Origin of the sequence: Phyllobacterium myrsinacearum, assembly GCF_014138285.1 — a bacterium.
Lineage (GTDB): Bacteria > Pseudomonadota > Alphaproteobacteria > Rhizobiales > Rhizobiaceae > Phyllobacterium > Phyllobacterium myrsinacearum_A.
The window spans coordinates 774979-793218 of sequence record NZ_JACGXN010000001.1; the positions used below are offsets into that span (position 1 = coordinate 774979).

Consider the following 18240-nt stretch of genomic DNA (forward strand, 5'->3'; position numbering starts at 1 on the left):
AATCAGATTCGATGATTCAAATAGTTTCCCGGACTATAGAGAACCTGCACTCTGCTGGCATTCATTAGTTGCTTGGGGGAAAACCAGATGAACCGTTTGCTGTCCGGATTGCCATCTATCGCAAAATGCAGGCTGCGAAAAATCGATAGCCAAACCAGCTTCGAGCAATAGAATCCGGAATCGTCATTCAAATCGAGATTGAAGAATTCGTAGGGACGGCCAAGATACTTTCTTGCTTCAGCTGGGATTTCTGAGCGCTGTTCGTTCGACAAGTCATGAACGCGGCCATGCCATACTTCTTCGCCGGGACGCAAAGCAAGCCAGTCTTCGTATGCGTGCCTGATCACGCCTTGACCCGAGATCGCCTCGATCACAAACGGCTGGCCGGCCTCAATCTCAATGATAGCCACATGACCGACGTAGACGATTGATTCCGTCCCCAACGATTCCGTATCAAGACTTTGAGACCCGTGAAATTCCTTGGCAAACTCTTCAAAATCCAGCCGATTTAAGTGATCTTCTTCCGCTGCGGTGAAATCCGGATCGAATTTTGCCACACGTTTTAAATATGCGTTCTTCTCAGCCTCAAATTTTTTCTCATCATAAAAGTCGGTAGGAACCTGTTTCATGTGAGGGGCGTAGGATACGGAATAGGGAACGATAACGCCCGGCTTCTTTGGCCAGACAAGATCACCTGACTCAAAAGTCGCGGGATCAGGTCGCGACAACTCCACAAGAGGTGTCGATGAGGCCAAGTTAGATCTTCCTCACGATCACACTACCCACCGAATATCCTGCCCCAAAAGAGCAGATAACGCCGAGGCTGCCCGGTGCAAGGTCATCGGAGTATTGGGAGAAGGCAATGATTGAGCCTGCGGACGACGTATTGGCATAGTCCTGCAGGATGTTCGGCTGTTCACCGGCTTCGGGTTCGCGGCCAAGCACCTTCGATCCGATCAGATCATTCATGCCCTTGTTGGCCTGATGCAGCCACAGCCTCGCAACGTGCGCCGGTGCGATATTTTCGTCGGCAAGGTGCGTCAGGATCAGATCGGAAACAATCGGCACGACCTGCTTGAAGACCTTCCTTCCTTCCTGACGGAACAACATGTCGCGGCGATCGGTCATATGACCCTCGCGGGTACGGCGCAGAAAGCCGTTATTGTTGCGGATATTGTTGGAAAACTGGGTCAGGCAGCGGGTCGAGACAATCTCGAACCGGTCTGGCGCCGTTGCAAGGTCGTCGCGTTCCAGAAGCACCGCCGTGCAGACATCACCGAAAATGAAATGACAGTCGCGGTCGCGCCACTCGAGATGGGCGGAGCAAATCTCCGGGTTGACCATCAGGATGGCGCGGGCTGACCCCGAGCGGATCATATCGGCTGCCGCCTGTATGCCGAATGTCGCCGACGAACAGGCTACATTCATGTCGAAACCGAAACCCTGAATTCCCAGCGCTTCCTGTACCTCAATGGCGATGGCGGGATAAGCGCGCTCATGATTGGAGGCAGCGCAGATCACGGCATCCACTTCGGCTGCGGTGCGTCCGGCCTTCGCCAGAGCTTCGGTGGCAGCCTTTACAGCCATTTCGGCCATAACGGACAACTCATCGTCGCTGCGCTCCGGCAGGATGGGATGCATGATTTCCGGATCAAGAATACCTGATTTGTTGAGGACATAGCGCTGCTCAATCCCCGATGCCCGAAAAATGAAATCTTCAGCGGACATGGTCAGCTGCGCGCGCGTACCCGCTGCAATCTCGTCGGCATGGATTTCATTCTGCTGCGTAGCATAGCGATTGAATGCTTCAACGAGCTCGGCATTGCTGATGGAGAGTTCCGGCGTGAAGACACCGGTACCGCTTATGACGACCTTGTGCATGGCGTTTCCATAGTTTTTATCTATCTCAAGCGTTAGACGCTCAGACGTCCTCGCGCAAGTTGTCATCAAGGGTTCATGCGTCAGTCTTAGTTTTCCCCAGTGTTTGAAATAAATACCGGGGATTTTCTGATGACGATAAGCAATGCGACTGATGCACGATTGTTGAAAGACGAACACCCGCTCGACAAGCCAAGCAATTTAGGCAATTGGCCGAATTATGCTGTCGTCGCCATCCTGATCGCCGGCCTTTTTTATGTCGGATACTCGCTTACCCAGGATTTGACCAGTTCGGTTGCAGTACCGTGGATACTGCTCGGCCTTGCGCTTGTCACCGCGCTGGGTTTTGAATTCGTCAATGGTTTTCACGATACGGCCAATGCCGTTGCAACGGTGATCTATACCAACTCGCTGCCCGCCGAGATCGCCGTCATATGGTCGGGTATTTTCAATTTCCTCGGAGTTATGACTGCCAGCGGTGCCGTCGCCTTCGGTATCATCTCGCTTTTGCCGGTGGAACTGATCATGCAGGTCGGCTCCAGCGCCGGTCTTGCCATGGTGTTTTCGCTGTTGACGGCCGCCATCCTGTGGAACCTCGGCACGTGGTATCTCGGCCTGCCTGCGTCCAGCTCGCATACGCTGATCGGTTCGATTATCGGCGTCGGTCTTGCCAACCAGTTTCTCGCACCGACCGGCACTGCCACCAGCGGCGTTGACTGGTCCAAGGCAACAGAAGTTGGCATGTCCCTGCTGATTTCGCCGCTCGTCGGCTTCGGTATGGCTGCGCTGCTGCTTATCGCAATGAAGCTTCTGATCAGGAACAAAGCCCTCTACGAAGCGCCGAAAGGCCAGACACCTCCACCTCTCTGGATTCGCTGCCTGCTCATTTTCACCTGCACCGGCGTCAGTTTTGCCCATGGCTCCAATGACGGGCAGAAGGGCATGGGGTTGATCATGCTGATCCTGATCGGCGTTGTGCCAACATCGTTCGCGCTCAACCGCACCCCTGATATCAATTATCTCGAAGCCTATAAATCTGCCGCGACCGCAGCTGCAACCACGCTGCGCTCCTATGAAAAGCCCGGCATCACTGTTACCGACGCCAATGCGGTGGTCAGCAATGCCGTGCGCAGCAAGACATGGAGTGATGAAACCACCGTTGCATTGCGTCAGTTCATCGACCAGACCAATGCCAGCGTGTCACCCTATGGTTCCGCATCGACAGTTCCCGTCGGCATGGTCAGCAACACCCGCAACAACATGTATCTGACCGGTGAAGCGCTGAAGCTGATCGACAAGGCCAAATTGCTGCCGATGCAGCCTGCTGATCTTGCCACCATCAAGACCTACCATCAGGCTATCGACAACGCGACGAAGTTCATCCCGACCTGGGTGAAGGTTGCCGTGGCGCTGGCACTTGGTCTGGGTACGATGGTGGGCTGGCGCCGTATTGTCGTGACTGTTGGTGAAAAGATCGGCAAGACCCACCTCACCTACGGACAAGGCGCCTCTGCCGAATTGGTCGCTATGGGGACAATCTTCACCGCGGACACGCTGGGCCTGCCTGTCAGCACAACCCATATCCTGTCGTCGGGTGTGGCAGGGTCGATGGTCGCTAACGGGTCAGGGCTGCAGATGTCGACAGTGCGCAACCTGCTGATGGCCTGGGTGTTGACACTGCCGGTGTCGATTGCCCTGTCCTTCACCCTGTTCGTGATCCTGCGCCACCTGATCTAGCGGCGGCACGTTGTAAAAATGGCCGGTAATGCCGGCCATTTTCTGTTTGATTAAGACGCTTTCGGTGCATCGGCGCCTTCGCTGACCTCAGCCCAGGCATCAAAGTCCCGCTGCAGTTCGGTAATCTTGTTGCGCGCACCGGCAAGCGCGGCTTTACCGAGCAACAGCCGCAACGGTGGCTTCTCTGCCTCGACCGCCTGCACGATTGCCTTGACTGCCCGCACCGGATCGCCGGGCTGATTGCCACTGGATGTTCTGATCTGCTGGGCCCGCTGATCGGATGTCTCGCGATAGTCTGCAATGGTCTTGGGCGCTTCGTTGGCCGAACGTCCGGCCCAATCCGTTCGGAAGCCACTTGGCTCAACGATCAGAACCTTGATGCCGAGATGTGCAGCTTCCTTCGACAGGGATTCCGAAAAGGCTTCAACGCTGAACTTGGTGGCGTTGTAAAAGCTCACGGCGGGATTGGCGACCAGACCACCAATGGACGAAATGTTGACGACAGTGCCTGACCGCTGCTTGCGCATGACGGGCAGGACAGCGCGGGTCATGTTGACGAGGCCCCAAACGTTGATCTCGAACATTTGCCGAACTTCATCAATGTCGCTCTCCTCGAGCGAGCCGAAATAGCCGATACCGGCATTGTTGACGAGCACATCGATGCGGCCAAAGCGGGCCTCCGCGGCCTTGACGGCAGCCGCGATATCCTCGGCTTTGGTCACATCAAGCTTGAGCACAAGAGCCTTGTCCTCATTGCCCTTTGCCAGATCTTCAATCTGCGCGGTGTTACGCGCAGTGATAACAGTGGGATAACCCAGTTCAAGCGTATGGCGCGCAAGCTCGCGGCCAAAACCGGTTGAACAGCCAGTGATGAACCAGACAGGTTTCGATGTCATGAGAATGTCCTTGAAAGATGCGTTGCCCCGTTGACCGGTGCTCGATCAACCAGAAACAACCATTGAAAAATTGGACGACGCTTTGGATGTAGGCCAATGTGGACGTCATTCAAGACAAAATCGTGTGATTCAACGGCAAGTGCCGTTTGCCTTGCAATTGCATTGTACGCGGTTCGTGGTTCGACAAGCAGTTGCCACACTCCTAAATGCAGCGCCCACCATCCACTTCCAGCGCCACGCCGGTGATGAATTCCGCTTCGCTTGAAGCAAGCCAGAGTGCTGCATTGGCGATATCCAGCGGCGTTGAAAAACGGCCAAGCGGGATTGAAGCCTTGAACTGCGCGCGCTTTTCCGGTGTGTCCTCACCCATGAACAGGCTGAGCATCGCGGTATCTCCCGCGACAGGGCACAGGCAATTGACCCGGATATTCTTCGGTGCGAGTTCAACCGCCATGGATTTGGTCGCGGCGATCGCCCAGCCCTTGGACGCGTTGTACCATGTCAGGCCCGGACGCGGGCGCAAGCCAGCCGTCGAAGCCGTGGTGATGATGGAGCCTCCGCCCTGCATTTCCATGATTGGCACCACGGCAAGTGTTGCGTAATAGATCGCCTTCATGTTCACAGCCGAGATCAGGTCGAACGTACTTTCATCCACCTCCAGCATCGAGCCGTTGCGATGTGTGAAACCGGCATTGTTGATCATGATGTCGACGCGGCCGAATGCATCCATGGCCGCGGCGACCATGGCGTCGACATCTTCCTTGCGCGACACGTCGGCCTGAACAGCGATAGCATTTTTGCCGACGGCATCTGCGACCGCTTCGGCTCCCTTGTGGTTCAGGTCGGCGACAACGACATTGGCACCCTCTTCGGCAAAGCGCTTCACCATCCCCTCGCCGAAACCGGCTGCTGCGCCGGTGATGATCGCTGTCTTGCCTGCCAAACGGGTCATATCATTTCCTCATGCTTATGATCTTGGATTGATTGTTCTGCGAATTGGGCCAGTCAGTCGTGGCGGAATACGACCGTTTTGGTTGCGGACATGTCGAACAGCGCTTCAAAACCCTTTTCCCGTCCATGGCCGGATTTCTTGAAACCGCCAAATGGCAGTTCGACGCCTCCGCCGGCGCCATAGGCGTTGACAAAAACCTGCCCGGCCCGAACCTTCTTGGCGACACGATGCTGGCGCGCGCCGTCCCGCGTCCAGATACCCGCAACGAGACCGTACTCCGTACCGTTGGCCAGCTTGATGGCATCCGCCTCGTCGTCAAATGCAAAGAGCGACAGCACCGGGCCAAACACTTCTTCCTGCGCCAGAACCGAAGCGGGATCGACGGCGCCGAAAAGCACCGGCGCGACATAATAGCCGTCCACCGGTGCATCGACGTGAATAGAGCCACGGGCAACAACCTCAATGCCGGACTCAGCAGCCGACGTGATGAAGTTCTCAACCTTGCGCTTCTGTGCGGGGTTCACCATCGGGCCGAGGTCAAGGTCCATATCGTGCGGCGCGGCGATGAGCTTGCTGAACCGCTCGCCCAGCGCTGCGGCGACGTCATTATAGATCGGGCGCTCGATCAGGATGCGGCTACCGGCCGAACAGGTCTGACCACCGTTCTGGATGATGGCATTGACCAGAACCGGCAGGGCCTTTTCCACATCTGCGTCGGCGAAGACAATCTGGGGGGACTTGCCGCCCAGTTCCATGGTGACACCGCGATTATTCGTGGCCGCGGCCTGCTGGATCGCGGTCCCGGTGACCGGCGAGCCGGTGAAGGTGACGTAGTTGATTCCCGGATGGGATGACAATGCCGCGCCTGCCTCGCGGCCATAGCCGGTAATGACGTTGAGAACGCCATCAGGGAAACCCGCTTCGATGGCCAGTTCACCGATCCGGATGGCGGACAGGGAGGCATCTTCTGCCGGTTTGATCACAAGCGTGTTGCCCATCGCCAGCGCGGCACCGACCACACGCGCCATGATCTGCATCGGGTAGTTCCACGGAATGATCCCGGCAACCACACCGTGCGGCTCGCGCAGCGTCAGCGCCGTGAACCCGTCGAGAAACGGGATTGTGTCACCATGGATCTTGTCGGCGGCACCGCCGTAGAATTCATAATAACGCGCGGTTGCCACGACATCCGCCTTGCCCTGACGCACGGGTTTTCCGGTATCGCGTGATTCAAGGGCCGCGAGTTCGTCACCATGCTCTTCGACGAGCTGGCCAAGCCGTGTCAGCAGTCGTCCGCGCTCGAAGGCTGGCATCCTGCTCCATGGACCGTGTTCGAAAGCGTCCCGCGCCGCACGCACGGCGCTGTCCACATCCTCGGCAGTGCCTGCCGGGATGGTTGCAAAAGGCAAACCGTCGGACGGACACAAAACAGTGATCGTTTCCTGAGAGAGTGCGGCGACACGCCGACCGTTAATGATATTCAGGAAATTCTTATCCTGTGCGACAATTCTGGAGAGATTCTGATCCATGACGGCTTCCTGCTTTGCAGCAATGGTATTGGAATTGAGCCGTCTTGGGAATGCATTTTGACGCAGAAGCCGGATCGGGACTGGCCTTTTTAAATCGATTAGATTATACAGGCCTGCATCAGCGAACGCATCATTTTGGCATAGCGAGACTCATTCTCATGACAAGTCAGATTATTCCGGTCGAACCTTTTGACTGTATCGTATTTGGTGGCAGCGGCGATCTTGCCGAGCGCAAACTGATCCCCGCACTCTATCAACGCCAGCGGGACGGGCAACTGTCGGAACCCACCCGCATCATCGGAGCATCGCGTTCCGCCATGTCGGATGCCGACTACCGCAAATTTGCGGAAGCTGCGATCAAGGAACACGTCAAACCGGAAGAGATCGACAAGAAGCAGGTCGAGCAATTCCTGCAGCGGCTCTCCTATATCGCCGTTGATGCGACATCCGACAATGGCTGGGACGATCTCAAGACTGCTATCGGCGATGCGAACAAGAAGATCAGGGCATTTTACCTCGCGGTCAGCCCGAGCCTTTTCGGCGATATCGCCAGCCGCTTGAAGAAGTATGAACTCATCACCGACCAGACCCGTATCATTGTCGAAAAGCCGATTGGCCGCGACCTTCAGTCCGCCATTGCGCTCAATGATACAATCGGCAGCGTTTTCGACGAACAGCAGATTTTCCGTATCGATCACTATCTCGGCAAGGAGACTGTGCAGAATTTGATGGCTCTGCGTTTTGCCAATGCGCTTTACGAGCCCCTGTGGAACTCGGCGCATATTGACCACGTGCAGATCACCGTCGCTGAAGCCGTGGGCCTTGAAGGTCGCGCGGGTTACTATGACACGGCAGGTGCGCTACGCGACATGGTGCAGAACCATATGCTGCAGCTACTCTGCCTTGTAGCGATGGAGCCGCCCGCATCCATGGATGCCGATGCGGTGCGCGACGAGAAGCTGAAAGTCCTGCGCTCGCTCGCCCGTATCGATGCCAAGAATGCAGAAGAGTTGACAGTCCGCGGCCAGTATCGCGCCGGTGCTTCCGCCGGTGGTCCGGTCAAGGGCTATCAGGAAGAACTCGGTTCAGCGAGCAACACGGAAACCTTTGTTGCCATCAAGGCTGAAATCGCCAATTGGCGCTGGGCCGGCGTGCCGTTCTATCTGCGCACAGGCAAACGTCTGGCGACACGCGCGTCCGAAATCGTCGTTTCGTTCAAGCCTATTCCGCACTCGATCTTTGGCGAAAGTGCGGGCCGTGTGGTTGCCAATCAGCTGGTCATCCGGTTGCAGCCTGACGAAGGCGTGAAGCAGTGGATGATGATCAAGGATCCGGGTCCGGGCGGCATGCGTCTGCGCCACGTTCCGCTCGACATGAGTTTTGCGGAATCATTCCAGGTGCGCAGTCCCGATGCCTATGAACGGCTGTTGATGGATGTGGTGCGCGGCAACCAGACACTGTTCATGCGTCGTGACGAAGTTGTGGCTGCATGGCGCTGGATCGATCCGATCCTGAAAGCCTGGACCGACAACGACCAGTCAGCGGCGGGTTATACCGCTGGAACATGGGGGCCATCCGCCGCCATTGCCTTGATTGAACGCGACGGACGGACCTGGCACGAGACATGATCATGCAGCAGACATTGAACAGTTTTGCCGACGGAAACGCCCTTGCTGAAGCATTGGCAACGAGTGTCGCAGCCCATCTGCAAGCCGCGTGCGACACGCGCGGCAAGGCAGTTCTGGCCGTATCGGGCGGCACAACTCCTGCACGTTTCTTCAAAGCTTTGTCTGTCAAGGAGCTGCCCTGGAACAGGATCACTGTCACGCTGGTGGATGAGCGTTTTGTGCCGCCATCCAATGATCGCTCCAACCAGAAGCTGGTGACGGAGCTGCTCCTGCAGAATGCTGCAGCGAAAGCCAATTTCGTCGGCCTTTATCATGCTTCTGCGAACACGGTAGAGGCTGTCCAATTGGCGACAACAGCCATTGCAGCCTTGGGCCAGCCATTCGATGTGACCATCCTCGGCATGGGCGGCGACGGTCATACGGCGTCGTTCTTTCCGGGCGGCGACCGTCTGGCCGATGCTATTTCAACGGAGCAGTCGGCACTTGTACTGCCGATGCAGGCGGAAGGTGCGGGCGAGCCGCGCCTGACACTCACGTTGCCGGTTATCGTCCATTCCCGCTTCGTTGTTCTGCACATCGAAGGCGACGGCAAAAAAGCTGTTCTGGATAAGGCGCTTGGTAACGGGGCAATCGCCGACATGCCCATTCGTGCCGTCCTGCGCCATACGCCTATCAATCTTGAGATTTTCTGGGCTCCATAAGGAGAAAACCAATGACCGTCCTGCAAAGGGTCAAAAGCATTACCAACCGCATTCGTGAGAGGTCGATCCCGACCCGCGATGTCTATCTCGACCGCTTGCGTGAGGCTGCCTCCCACAAGCCCAAACGCTCGGCTCTCGCCTGTGCCAATCTCGCCCACGGATTTGCTGCCTGCGGGCCATCTGACAAGGCTGCACTGGCCGGTGATGTGCTGGCCAATATCGGCATTATCACCTCGTACAATGATATGCTGTCAGCACATCAGCCATTCGAAACCTATCCTCAGTTGATCAAGGCGGCCATACATGAAGCGGGTGGCGTGGCGCAGGTTGCTGGCGGCGTGCCAGCCATGTGCGATGGTGTGACCCAGGGACAGCCGGGCATGGATCTGTCGCTGTTCTCCCGCGACGTCATCGCCATGGCGACGGCCGTTGGCCTGTCGCACGACATGTTTGATGCAGCGATCTATCTCGGCGTCTGCGACAAGATCGTGCCGGGGCTTGTCATTGGCGCTCTGACATTCGGACATCTGCCCGCCGTTTTCATCCCTGCCGGACCAATGACCACGGGTCTTCCCAATGACGAGAAGGCGAAAACGCGCCAGCTCTACGCGGAAGGCAAGGTTGGCCGCGACAAATTGCTGGAGTCAGAATCCAAGTCCTACCACGGTCCGGGAACCTGCACGTTCTACGGCACGGCCAATTCAAACCAGATGCTCATGGAAATCATGGGGCTGCATACGCCGGGCTCGTCCTTCATCAATCCGGGCACGCCTTTGCGTGACGCGCTGACACGCGAAGCCGCGAAACGCGCCCTTGCCATCACCGCGCTCGGCAATGAATATACGCCGGTCGGTGAGATGATCGACGAAAAGACAATCGTCAACGGCGTTATCGGATTGCACGCGACGGGTGGTTCGACCAACCATACCATGCACCTTGTCGCCATGGCTGCTGCTGCGGGTATCAAGCTGACATGGCAGGATATTTCGGACCTTTCCGACGTGGTGCCGCTGCTGGCCCGCGTCTATCCGAACGGCCTTGCCGATGTGAACCACTTCCATGCAGCGGGCGGCATGGGCTACATCATCCGCGAGCTGCTGGATGCAGGCATGCTGCACGAGGATGTGAAAACTGTCTGGGGCGAAGGCCTGCGTGCCTATACGATCGAGGTCAAGCTCGGTGAAAACGGCACCGTACAGCGCGATCCTATTCCGGTGGAAAGTGCCGACAAGAAAGTTCTTTCCACGGTCAAGGAGCCGTTCCAGGCAACTGGTGGCCTGAAGATGCTGAAGGGCAACCTTGGAACCGCCGTGATCAAGACATCGGCTGTGAAGCCGGAGCGACGCATTATCGAGGCGCCTGCCATTGTGTTTGACAGCCAGGCAGCCCTGCAGGACGCATTCAAGGCCGGAAAACTTGATCGCGATTTCGTGGCTGTCGTCCGCTTCCAGGGCCCAAAGGCCAATGGCATGCCGGAACTGCACAAGCTGACACCACCACTCGGTGTGCTGCAGGATCGCGGCCATATGGTTGCACTGGTGACGGACGGCCGTATGTCCGGCGCTTCGGGCAAAGTGCCCGCGGCAATCCACGTGACCCCGGAAGCGTTGAGCGGCGGCATTATCGCCAAGATCCGCGATGGCGATATTATCCGGCTCGATGCGGAAATCGGTACGCTCGATGTGCTGGAAGACCCTGAAGTTCTCGCGGCGCGTCCTGATCCCATTGTGGACCTCAGCCATAACAGCTACGGCATGGGTCGCGAGCTGTTCGCCGCGTTCCGCAACGTTGTCGGGCGCGCCGATGAAGGCGCTTCGGTTTTCAGCTGATCAATAAGTGGTGCGGCGCTCATCGGACGGTGAGCGCCCGAACTGTGCCCGGTAGCTCTGGGCAAAATAGGAATGGGATGTGAAGCCCGTTGCCAGTGCCACATCGAGGATGGGCGAATGGGTTTGCCGCAGCAACTCCCGCGCCCGTTCCAGCCGCAGACTCATGTAATAGCGGCCCGGTGTCATATTGAGATGGCGCAGAAACAACCGCTCCACCTGCCGGACGGAAAGGCCAACTGCCTTGGCCAGCCGCACCGCTGATTTCGGCTGCTCGAGATTGTCAGCCATGAGCTCGACGATCTTGCGCAGTTTTTCCGATTTCCCCGTCAGGTCCCGTTCGGGCCCGATGCGCTGGCGATCCGTCTGCGAGCGAATGCGCTCGTGGTGGAACTGGTTGGCAACTTCATTGGCAAGGCCCGGATCAAAATCCTGCCGGATGATCTCCAGCATCAGATCGATCGATGTGGTTCCACCTGCACAAGTGTAACGCTTGCGGTCAATCTCGAAAACATTGCCGGTGCAGTCAATTTGCGGAAACCGCTCCTGAAAGCCTGCACGATTTTCCCAATGGATCGTGCAGCGATGCCCCTCGAGCTGGCCTGCTTCAGCGAGGATGTAACTGCCGATGTTAAGACCGCCAAGCGCAGCGCCGCGCCGTCCGAGATTGCGCAACGCTGCAATAACTTTGGGCTTGTCCTCAAACGCCGTGGTCAACCCGGCGCAGATGAAGAAAATATCGGCAGCAGGGAGTTCTGCCAGCGAATACTGAACATTGATCTGCAAACCATTCGAGGCAGTCACCGCCTCACCCGTGGCAGACACGGTGGTCCACGCATAGAACGGCTCTTCGGCCATCCGATTGGCCGTGCGCATCGTATCGATGGCAGCGGCAAGGCTGAACATCGGGAATTTGTCGACAAGCAGAAAAGCGAAGGTTCTACTGACCTTAAGGGCTTCGGGCATATGCTGTTCTAACGACAATCCGGTTGTAAACCAATGGATGAGAGTATTCGTCGGCCATATTGACCGGAAAATACCCTAGAAGCGAGGTGGTGTTTTTCCGGCACTGCGGTGGGCTGCAACCAGCGTATTGGCCATCAGCATTGCAATCGTCATTGGCCCGACACCACCCGGAACCGGGGTCAGCGCACCGGCAACACCAGCCACATCGGCAAAGTCGACATCACCCACAAGACGCGTCTTGCCTTCACCACGTTCTGGGGCCGGAATGCGATTGATACCGACATCGATGACGGTTGCGCCAGGCTTGACCCAATCCGCCTTGATCATTTGCGGACGGCCAACGGCGGCCACCAGAATATCGGCATTGCGGCACAGACCTGGAAGATCCTTCGTTTTGCTATGGGCAATCGTGACCGTGGCGTTGTGCGCCAGCAGCAGATTGAACATCGGCTTACCGACAATATTGGAACGGCCGACAACCACGGCATTGAGGCCGGAGAGATCGCGGCCAAGGATACGATCGATCAGCAGCATCGAGCCCTCAGGCGTACAGGGAACGAATGCAGTCTCTAGTTCACCTGTGCCCAGCTTACCTACATTGATGAAGTGGAAACCATCCACATCTTTGTCGGGCGAAATGGTCTGGATGATGCGGCCTGAATCGATGTGCTTGGGCAAAGGCAGCTGCACGAGAATGCCGTGAATGGCTGGATCGGCATTCAGTGTTTCCACCAGCTTAACCAACTCGTCTTCGCTCGTCTGTTCGGGCAAGGTGTGCTGCACGGAATGGAACCCGCACTCCTTCGCCTTGCGTCCTTTCGAGGCGACATAGACCTGGCTGGCCGGATCTTCACCGACAATTACCACCGCAATACCCGGAGTGACGCCAGTGGCCTCAATCAACTCGGCGGCGGACGCCTTGACCTTTGAAACCACGTCTTCGGCAATCTGCTTGCCATCAATCGTCACTGCCATGTGCTGCTCCTGGGCATCTCGCTTCGGGAATGGACGTCATTCTGAGGATTCTAAGGCAATACAATACCGCCAGAACGGCGTTCACTGACGCAATAACGAAAGCGGCCGATAAGGGCAATGCGATGATGTGACCCAAGTATCGTTCTGGGGCTTGCGAATGCGCCAAAACCACGCATGATCACATTGTTCCGCCTGCAAACTGGATTCGTCAATGCACTATTCCGCTTTCTCCCTTCTCAAGAACGCCCTCAACGGCAATAAGGACTGGAAGCCTGCGTGGCGCAAACCGGACCCGAAGCCGGCCTATGACGTGGTAATCATTGGTGGTGGACATGGGCTGGCGACCGCCTATTACCTTGCCAAGGAACATGGTATCCGCAATATAGCCGTGGTCGAAAAGGGCTGGCTCGGTTCCGGCAATATCGGCCGTAACACGACGGCCGTGCGGTCCAACTATCTCCTGACAGAAAACCAGCACTTCTATGAAGCATCCATGAAGCTCTGGGAGACCATGTCGCACGACCTGAACTACAATGTGATGTTCTCACAGCGTGGCGTGGTCAATCTTGCGCACAACCTCCCGCAGCTTGATGTCTATGTCAGGCGCGGCAACCAGATGCGGCTTAACGGCATCGATTGCGAACTGATGAATCCCAAACAGCTGGAAAAACTCATACCCGGTCTCGACACCAGCGCATCCGCGCGGTTTCCGATTATTGGCGGCCTGATGCAGCGCAGCGCCGGTACGGCGCGCCATGATGCCGTAGTGTGGGCCTATGCGCGTGCGGCTGACCAGCTCGGCGTCGACGTCATCGAGAATTGCGAAGTCACGGGCTTCATCAAGGACGGCGACAAGGTTACGGGCGTCATGACGACCCGCGGCCCGATCAACGCCAAAAAAACCGCCTGCGCCGTGGCCGGACATACCAGCGAACTTATGCGCCGGGCAGGCGTTGACCGGCTGCCGCTTGAATCCCATGTCCTGCAGGCTTTCGTTTCGGAAGCGCTCAAGCCTGTTGTCGATACAGTCGCAACCTTCGGCGGCGGCCACCTCTATTTCAGCCAGTCAGACAAGGGAGGTCTTGTTTTCGGCGGCGATATCGACGGCTACAATTCCTATGCGCAGCGCGGCAACCTGCCTGTGGTCGAAGATGTGATGAGCGAGTTCGTCGCCCTCATGCCGGCACTTGCACGCGTCAAGCTGCTGCGCTCCTGGGGCGGGATCATGGACATGTCCATGGATGGTTCGCCCATCATCACCACCGGGCCGTTGCCGGGCATGTATCTGAACACCGGCTGGTGTTACGGCGGCTTCAAGGCAACGCCGATCTCGGGCAAATGCTTTGCCTGGACCATCGCAAAGGACGAGCCTCATCCCCTCTCGGCTCCCTTTACACTCGACCGGTTCTATCGTGGCTATGTCATTGATGACAAAGGTATGGGACCAACGCCCCGTCTGCACTGAGCTTCCGCTCTATTCTCGACCAGCACGCTGGCGCAGAACATCGCGAATCTCGGCGATATCTGCGAGAATGTCTTCAATATTCGAATTATCGTGCTGACGCCTGGCGAACTGGAGATCAGCATACTCATACAGAAGCTGTGCAACGGCCGTCTGATCATCAACGGACGTTGTTTCATCTTCAGCCAGCGGTTCATCGAAATCCGTCGCAGCGCCGCGGGTCTGCGCTTGCTTGATCGCAGCGCCCAAGCGTGACTCCGGCGCCGGTTCCTGCTTCTTGTCTTCTGGATATGACGACCGTCTTTGTCCTGAAGGTGAATCGGGATCGAAAGGCCCATCGCCATCATTGCGGGGCGTCGGCAACCTGCCTTTGCCACGGAAACTGTCGAGCATCCCACGCAACATTGCTACACCCAATCCAGCCAGCAACCCGGCCAGAATGCCGCCAATGACGATGATTTTGCGCGAACCGCCGGTGGATTCGAGGGCTGGCCGTGCCGGTGAAATAACCCGGATGTTGGTGCTGTTGATCCCCTCGAGTTCGCCGGTTTCCTTTGCGCGCAGCAGGAAGGCTTCGTAGACAGCGCGCTTGGCGGTCACTTCCCGCTCGAGTTCGCGCAGTTTGATCATGTCTTCATTGGTGCCGGCCATGCGGGATTTCAGCTGCGCCAGCCGGCTCGCAAGATCCTGCTCCTGTTGCACGGAACGTTTGAGCTCGACCTGCACCGAAGACGCAATACGATCGAGTTCGTTGCGGATTTCCTTGCGGATACCATCGACCTGCGATTGCGCCTGAATCAACTGCGGATGGCGCGGTCCAAGCTTGGTCGCCAGACCGTCGGCCTGCTGCTTGAGCGCACCATATTGCGAACGAAGCGCAACGATAACTCCCGAACGGAATTCCTCCGGCAGCGTATTGTTCCCGAGAACCCCTTCCACCGATGTGCTGCGGATAGACGCCGCCTGTGCATTCAGTTTTATTGTCTGATTGCGCGCTGCCGTCAGTTCATCGCTGGTTCTCGAGACCTCGTCATCACTGATCAGACGTCCCTGCACATCGACAAGATCGTTTTCCGCCTTGTATTTCTGCACAGCGTTTTCAGCCGTTTCAACACCGATGCGCATATCATTCAGCCGGCCTGTCAGCGAATCCGTTGCCTGTTTGGCCGAGTCAGACTGGATATTGCCCTGCTCTTCCCGGAAGACGTCGGATATCGTGTTGGCAATGAATGCGGATTTTTCCGGATCGCGCGATTTAACGGTGATGTTGAAAATAAAGTTCTTCGAACTGCGCTCGACGTCCAAATGCTCATACAGATTGCGCAGGAGCAAGGTTTCGCGCGCAGTTGCGTCAGGCGTGCTGTCGGTCGAAAAAAGCTCGCGTATAGCGGCAAGCAGGCCCTTGTCCTTGAGGTCACCGTTGAACTCGGGATCTTTGGCCAATCCCGCACGATCAATCACCTTTGAAAGCACACTGCTCGACTGGATAACCCGCAATTGGCTCTCGGCGATGGCGAGCGATGCATCAACGGGCAGTTGACCGGGAGCTATCTCCTTGTCCGTCAGCTTGAGGTCACGCGGGTCAACCAGCAGCTCGACATTGGAAGAGTAGAGTTTTGGCACCGTCATGGCGTAGCCGGCACCCAGCAAGGCACCGATGAGCGTGGTCGCAATGATCAGTTTTTTGGAATTGGCAATGCGATTCAGGACAATACGCGGATCAACCAGCGGCTTCCATTCGTCGTTGTCGTTCTCGACGCGATGAACAGGTTTCGAAACGGAAACGACCGCAGGCGCAGGCTCCCTTGGCGTCTCATCGCGCACGACAGGTGTTTCCTCAGGTGCCGGGGACAGAGCAGGCACGATCGGCGGATTGTCATCCATGCGCCGGTTGAGTTCCGCCTTTATGGCAGCCATGTCAGCTCGCATACGATCAACGGCGTCCTGTTCGGCTTCTTCCGCCGTCAAATTGTTGTCAGGCTCGATCACGGATGAAGGTGTAATTTCACTGCTTGCCGCCAGCCGCAAGGCGCGCATGCGCTGATAATGTTCCAGATCCTCGACGCGATGCGGCGCTTGCTGCGGTTCCGTGAATTCGGCTTGTGCGGATGGGTTGCCCACCGGTTGCGGTTGGCTGGCGAACGAGAGAAGCGAGCGCCGAGGCCGCTTTCGTGTCTCGTTGTCCCAATCACCCATGTTTATCCGCACTCCAAAACGACCGTTCAATACAATTCAACCCTGAGCGAACGGCCCACGGTTAACCCAACCTAAAGTTCTATGGAAAATAAATCGTTAATCATCGGTGCAACACAAGGGCGATCGTTTATGCAATTTCCCTGATATTCTGGCATTGCTCAAGGAACACGAGCCATTAAGGCTTTTTAGTATAGAACGACGCAGAATTACACGGGACAATTGGTGCCCAAGGGAAAAGATTTGATTGCGCGTCACGTAAAGGCCAATGCGGGGCTTATTCGCAATTATTTCTCTGTGATCAGCGGATCAGCGGGGCGGCTGGTCATTTCCCTTGCCTATTTTGTCGCGCTTGCCAATACATTGTCGATTGCCGAATTCGGCCTCTTCGCTACGGCTTCGGCCACGGGCGTTGTCCTGTCACGGCTGGTTTCGTTCGGATTTGTATCCCCGCTTTACCGCATCTCCACGGTCAAACCGCAACTGCTCGGAGCTTATACCGGAGGCTATCTGGCAGCAGTGGTCATCTCCCTGCCCATCTTTGCGCTGGCGGCATTCCTCACGCATCTGGTGTTTTTCGGCGCGGATCTGGCGCTTGGCATTTTTGCTGTCATCGTTGCTGCCGAGGCTTTGCTGTGGCGATCCCTCGAAGTGGTTGTGGTCGTCAACAATGGCCTCAATCGCTTTGGCCGCGCTGCATTGCTTGTCATCATTGGCACGGCGCTGCGCGCAATCGCTGCGGTTCTTTTTGCCTTTTCCAGCGTGACCACACTTGCCGCCTGGAGCTGGTGGTATGCGGGAGCCAATGGAACAGCGCTCGTCATCGCCATCCTGTTCTTCTATCCGCGCGTGAAGTTGCGGCTTATCCCGCAACTTTATTACAGGCGTCTTGCGGATTCCTTTGCCGTGGCTGGAGCGGAAATCCTGTTCTATATCCAGATGGAACTCGACAAACTTCTGGTGCTCGCCGTAGGCGGACCACAGACAGCAGGTGTTTACGCCATAATCATGCGGCTTGTGGATTTAACAGCACTCCCCGTCCGCTCGTTCAACATGATGCTGGTACAGAAGCTGATGCGCTCGCCTGATATGTTGAAGTCACTGAAAATTCGCGGCGGGCTCGAAGCCGGCGTTTTCGCCGTTTCGACATGCGGCTTGATTGCGCTCGCGATATTCCTGTATGTTTTTCCGCGTGCACTGGGGTCAAATGTTGCCTCGGTCGTAGCTCTTCTGCCGCTGGTTGTCCTTGTTCCCGGGCTGCGCAATCTGATCGAGTATCAGGCGGAATTGCTTTATGCGCGCGGACAATCCGGCCTTCGTGCCTTCAATCTGAGCCTGCTCGCACTTGCCAAAGCAGCTTTGCTCTCATGGCTGCTCGTCACATTCACCGAGGTGAAGGACTGGCTGATATGGCTCAATGCCATGTTCGCTGCGATTTACCTGCTGTCCACCTGGCTGACATATCGCGCCGTCAAGCAGCCTGCCCGACGCGTTTGA

At 56.9% G+C, this 18240-nt stretch carries 14 protein-coding genes; 6 read left to right on the forward strand and 8 right to left on the reverse strand.

Annotation, left to right across the window (positions count from 1 at the left end; all coding sequences use genetic code 11):
- Positions 1–2: 2 nt before the first annotated feature.
- Positions 3–755, reverse strand: a complete 753-nt coding sequence (locus tag FHW16_RS03895; RefSeq protein WP_182547824.1) for a YiiX/YebB-like N1pC/P60 family cysteine hydrolase — start codon at positions 753–755, stop codon at positions 3–5.
- Position 756: 1 nt separating this feature from the next.
- On the reverse strand, positions 757–1881 hold the full coding sequence (locus tag FHW16_RS03900) for a beta-ketoacyl-ACP synthase III (protein ID WP_182547825.1): 1125 nt from the start codon (positions 1879–1881) through the stop codon (positions 757–759).
- A 129-nt stretch (positions 1882–2010) separates the two neighbouring features.
- On the opposite strand from FHW16_RS03900, the gene FHW16_RS03905 reads away from it, so the two are divergent.
- Complete coding sequence (locus tag FHW16_RS03905) at positions 2011–3615, forward strand: inorganic phosphate transporter (RefSeq protein ID WP_182547826.1); 1605 nt, start codon at positions 2011–2013, stop codon at positions 3613–3615.
- Between the two features lie 50 nt (positions 3616–3665).
- On the opposite strand, the gene FHW16_RS03910 is transcribed toward FHW16_RS03905, so the two are convergent.
- The 3 genes from FHW16_RS03910 to FHW16_RS03920 all read right to left on the reverse strand — a co-directional run bounded on the left by FHW16_RS03910 (position 3666) and on the right by FHW16_RS03920 (position 6992).
- Positions 3666–4511 (reverse strand): oxidoreductase, encoded by an 846-nt coding sequence (locus tag FHW16_RS03910; protein WP_182547827.1) that lies wholly within the window; start codon positions 4509–4511, stop codon positions 3666–3668.
- Between the two features lie 202 nt (positions 4512–4713).
- Positions 4714–5463: an SDR family oxidoreductase gene (locus tag FHW16_RS03915; protein ID WP_182547828.1), complete on the reverse strand. Its 750-nt coding sequence runs from the start codon at positions 5461–5463 to the stop codon at positions 4714–4716.
- 53 nt (positions 5464–5516) lie between these two features.
- A complete protein-coding gene (locus tag FHW16_RS03920; RefSeq protein ID WP_182547829.1) occupies positions 5517–6992 on the reverse strand; it encodes an aldehyde dehydrogenase family protein in 1476 nt (491 codons plus the stop codon).
- Positions 6993–7150: 158 nt separating this feature from the next.
- Between FHW16_RS03920 and zwf the strand changes: the two genes are divergently transcribed.
- The 3 genes from zwf to edd are packed head-to-tail and all read left to right on the forward strand — an operon-like array spanning position 7151 to position 11150.
- Positions 7151–8620 carry a glucose-6-phosphate dehydrogenase gene (gene zwf / locus FHW16_RS03925; RefSeq protein ID WP_182547830.1) on the forward strand — a complete coding sequence of 490 codons (1470 nt, stop codon included), beginning with the start codon at positions 7151–7153 and terminating at the stop codon, positions 8618–8620.
- A 2-nt stretch (positions 8621–8622) separates the two neighbouring features.
- Positions 8623–9321, forward strand: coding sequence for a 6-phosphogluconolactonase (gene pgl / locus FHW16_RS03930; RefSeq protein WP_182547831.1), 699 nt, complete (start codon positions 8623–8625; stop codon positions 9319–9321).
- Between the two features lie 11 nt (positions 9322–9332).
- Positions 9333–11150 (forward strand): phosphogluconate dehydratase, encoded by a 1818-nt coding sequence (gene edd, locus FHW16_RS03935; protein WP_182547832.1) that lies wholly within the window; start codon positions 9333–9335, stop codon positions 11148–11150.
- Here edd and FHW16_RS03940 read toward each other — a convergent pair whose 3' ends face one another.
- Together FHW16_RS03940 and folD are read right to left on the reverse strand one after the other, a co-directional pair.
- Positions 11151–12113 (reverse strand): GlxA family transcriptional regulator, encoded by a 963-nt coding sequence (locus tag FHW16_RS03940; protein WP_182547833.1) that lies wholly within the window; start codon positions 12111–12113, stop codon positions 11151–11153.
- 75 nt (positions 12114–12188) lie between these two features.
- Positions 12189–13088 (reverse strand): bifunctional methylenetetrahydrofolate dehydrogenase/methenyltetrahydrofolate cyclohydrolase FolD, encoded by a 900-nt coding sequence (gene folD / locus FHW16_RS03945; protein WP_182547834.1) that lies wholly within the window; start codon positions 13086–13088, stop codon positions 12189–12191.
- A 211-nt stretch (positions 13089–13299) separates the two neighbouring features.
- Here folD and FHW16_RS03950 point away from each other — a divergent pair, with 211 nt between their 5' ends.
- Entirely contained in the window at positions 13300–14553 is a 1254-nt protein-coding gene (locus FHW16_RS03950; protein ID WP_182547835.1) for a sarcosine oxidase subunit beta family protein, read from the forward strand.
- Positions 14554–14562: 9 nt separating this feature from the next.
- On the opposite strand, the gene FHW16_RS03955 is transcribed toward FHW16_RS03950, so the two are convergent.
- Positions 14563–16746 carry a GumC family protein gene (locus tag FHW16_RS03955; RefSeq protein ID WP_182547836.1) on the reverse strand — a complete coding sequence of 728 codons (2184 nt, stop codon included), beginning with the start codon at positions 16744–16746 and terminating at the stop codon, positions 14563–14565.
- Between the two features lie 240 nt (positions 16747–16986).
- Here FHW16_RS03955 and FHW16_RS03960 point away from each other — a divergent pair, with 240 nt between their 5' ends.
- On the forward strand, positions 16987–18240 hold the full coding sequence (locus tag FHW16_RS03960) for a lipopolysaccharide biosynthesis protein (RefSeq protein WP_182547837.1): 1254 nt from the start codon (positions 16987–16989) through the stop codon (positions 18238–18240).

What these genes read in the sequence shown, in the direction of transcription:
- folD (WP_182547834.1), bottom strand. Translation starts at nt 13,088, where the DNA reads ATGGCAGTGACGATTGATGGCAAGCAGATTGCCGAAGACGTGGTTTCA.
- FHW16_RS03910 (WP_182547827.1), bottom strand. Translation starts at nt 4,511, where the DNA reads ATGACATCGAAACCTGTCTGGTTCATCACTGGCTGTTCAACCGGTTTT.
- FHW16_RS03920 (WP_182547829.1), bottom strand. Translation starts at nt 6,992, where the DNA reads ATGGATCAGAATCTCTCCAGAATTGTCGCACAGGATAAGAATTTCCTG.
- FHW16_RS03915 (WP_182547828.1), bottom strand. Translation starts at nt 5,463, where the DNA reads ATGACCCGTTTGGCAGGCAAGACAGCGATCATCACCGGCGCAGCAGCC.
- FHW16_RS03950 (WP_182547835.1), top strand. Translation starts at nt 13,300, where the DNA reads ATGCACTATTCCGCTTTCTCCCTTCTCAAGAACGCCCTCAACGGCAAT.
- zwf (WP_182547830.1), top strand. Translation starts at nt 7,151, where the DNA reads ATGACAAGTCAGATTATTCCGGTCGAACCTTTTGACTGTATCGTATTT.
- FHW16_RS03900 (WP_182547825.1), bottom strand. Translation starts at nt 1,881, where the DNA reads ATGCACAAGGTCGTCATAAGCGGTACCGGTGTCTTCACGCCGGAACTC.
- FHW16_RS03955 (WP_182547836.1), bottom strand. Translation starts at nt 16,746, where the DNA reads ATGGGTGATTGGGACAACGAGACACGAAAGCGGCCTCGGCGCTCGCTT.
- FHW16_RS03940 (WP_182547833.1), bottom strand. Translation starts at nt 12,113, where the DNA reads ATGCCCGAAGCCCTTAAGGTCAGTAGAACCTTCGCTTTTCTGCTTGTC.
- edd (WP_182547832.1), top strand. Translation starts at nt 9,333, where the DNA reads ATGACCGTCCTGCAAAGGGTCAAAAGCATTACCAACCGCATTCGTGAG.
- FHW16_RS03905 (WP_182547826.1), top strand. Translation starts at nt 2,011, where the DNA reads ATGACGATAAGCAATGCGACTGATGCACGATTGTTGAAAGACGAACAC.
- pgl (WP_182547831.1), top strand. Translation starts at nt 8,623, where the DNA reads ATGCAGCAGACATTGAACAGTTTTGCCGACGGAAACGCCCTTGCTGAA.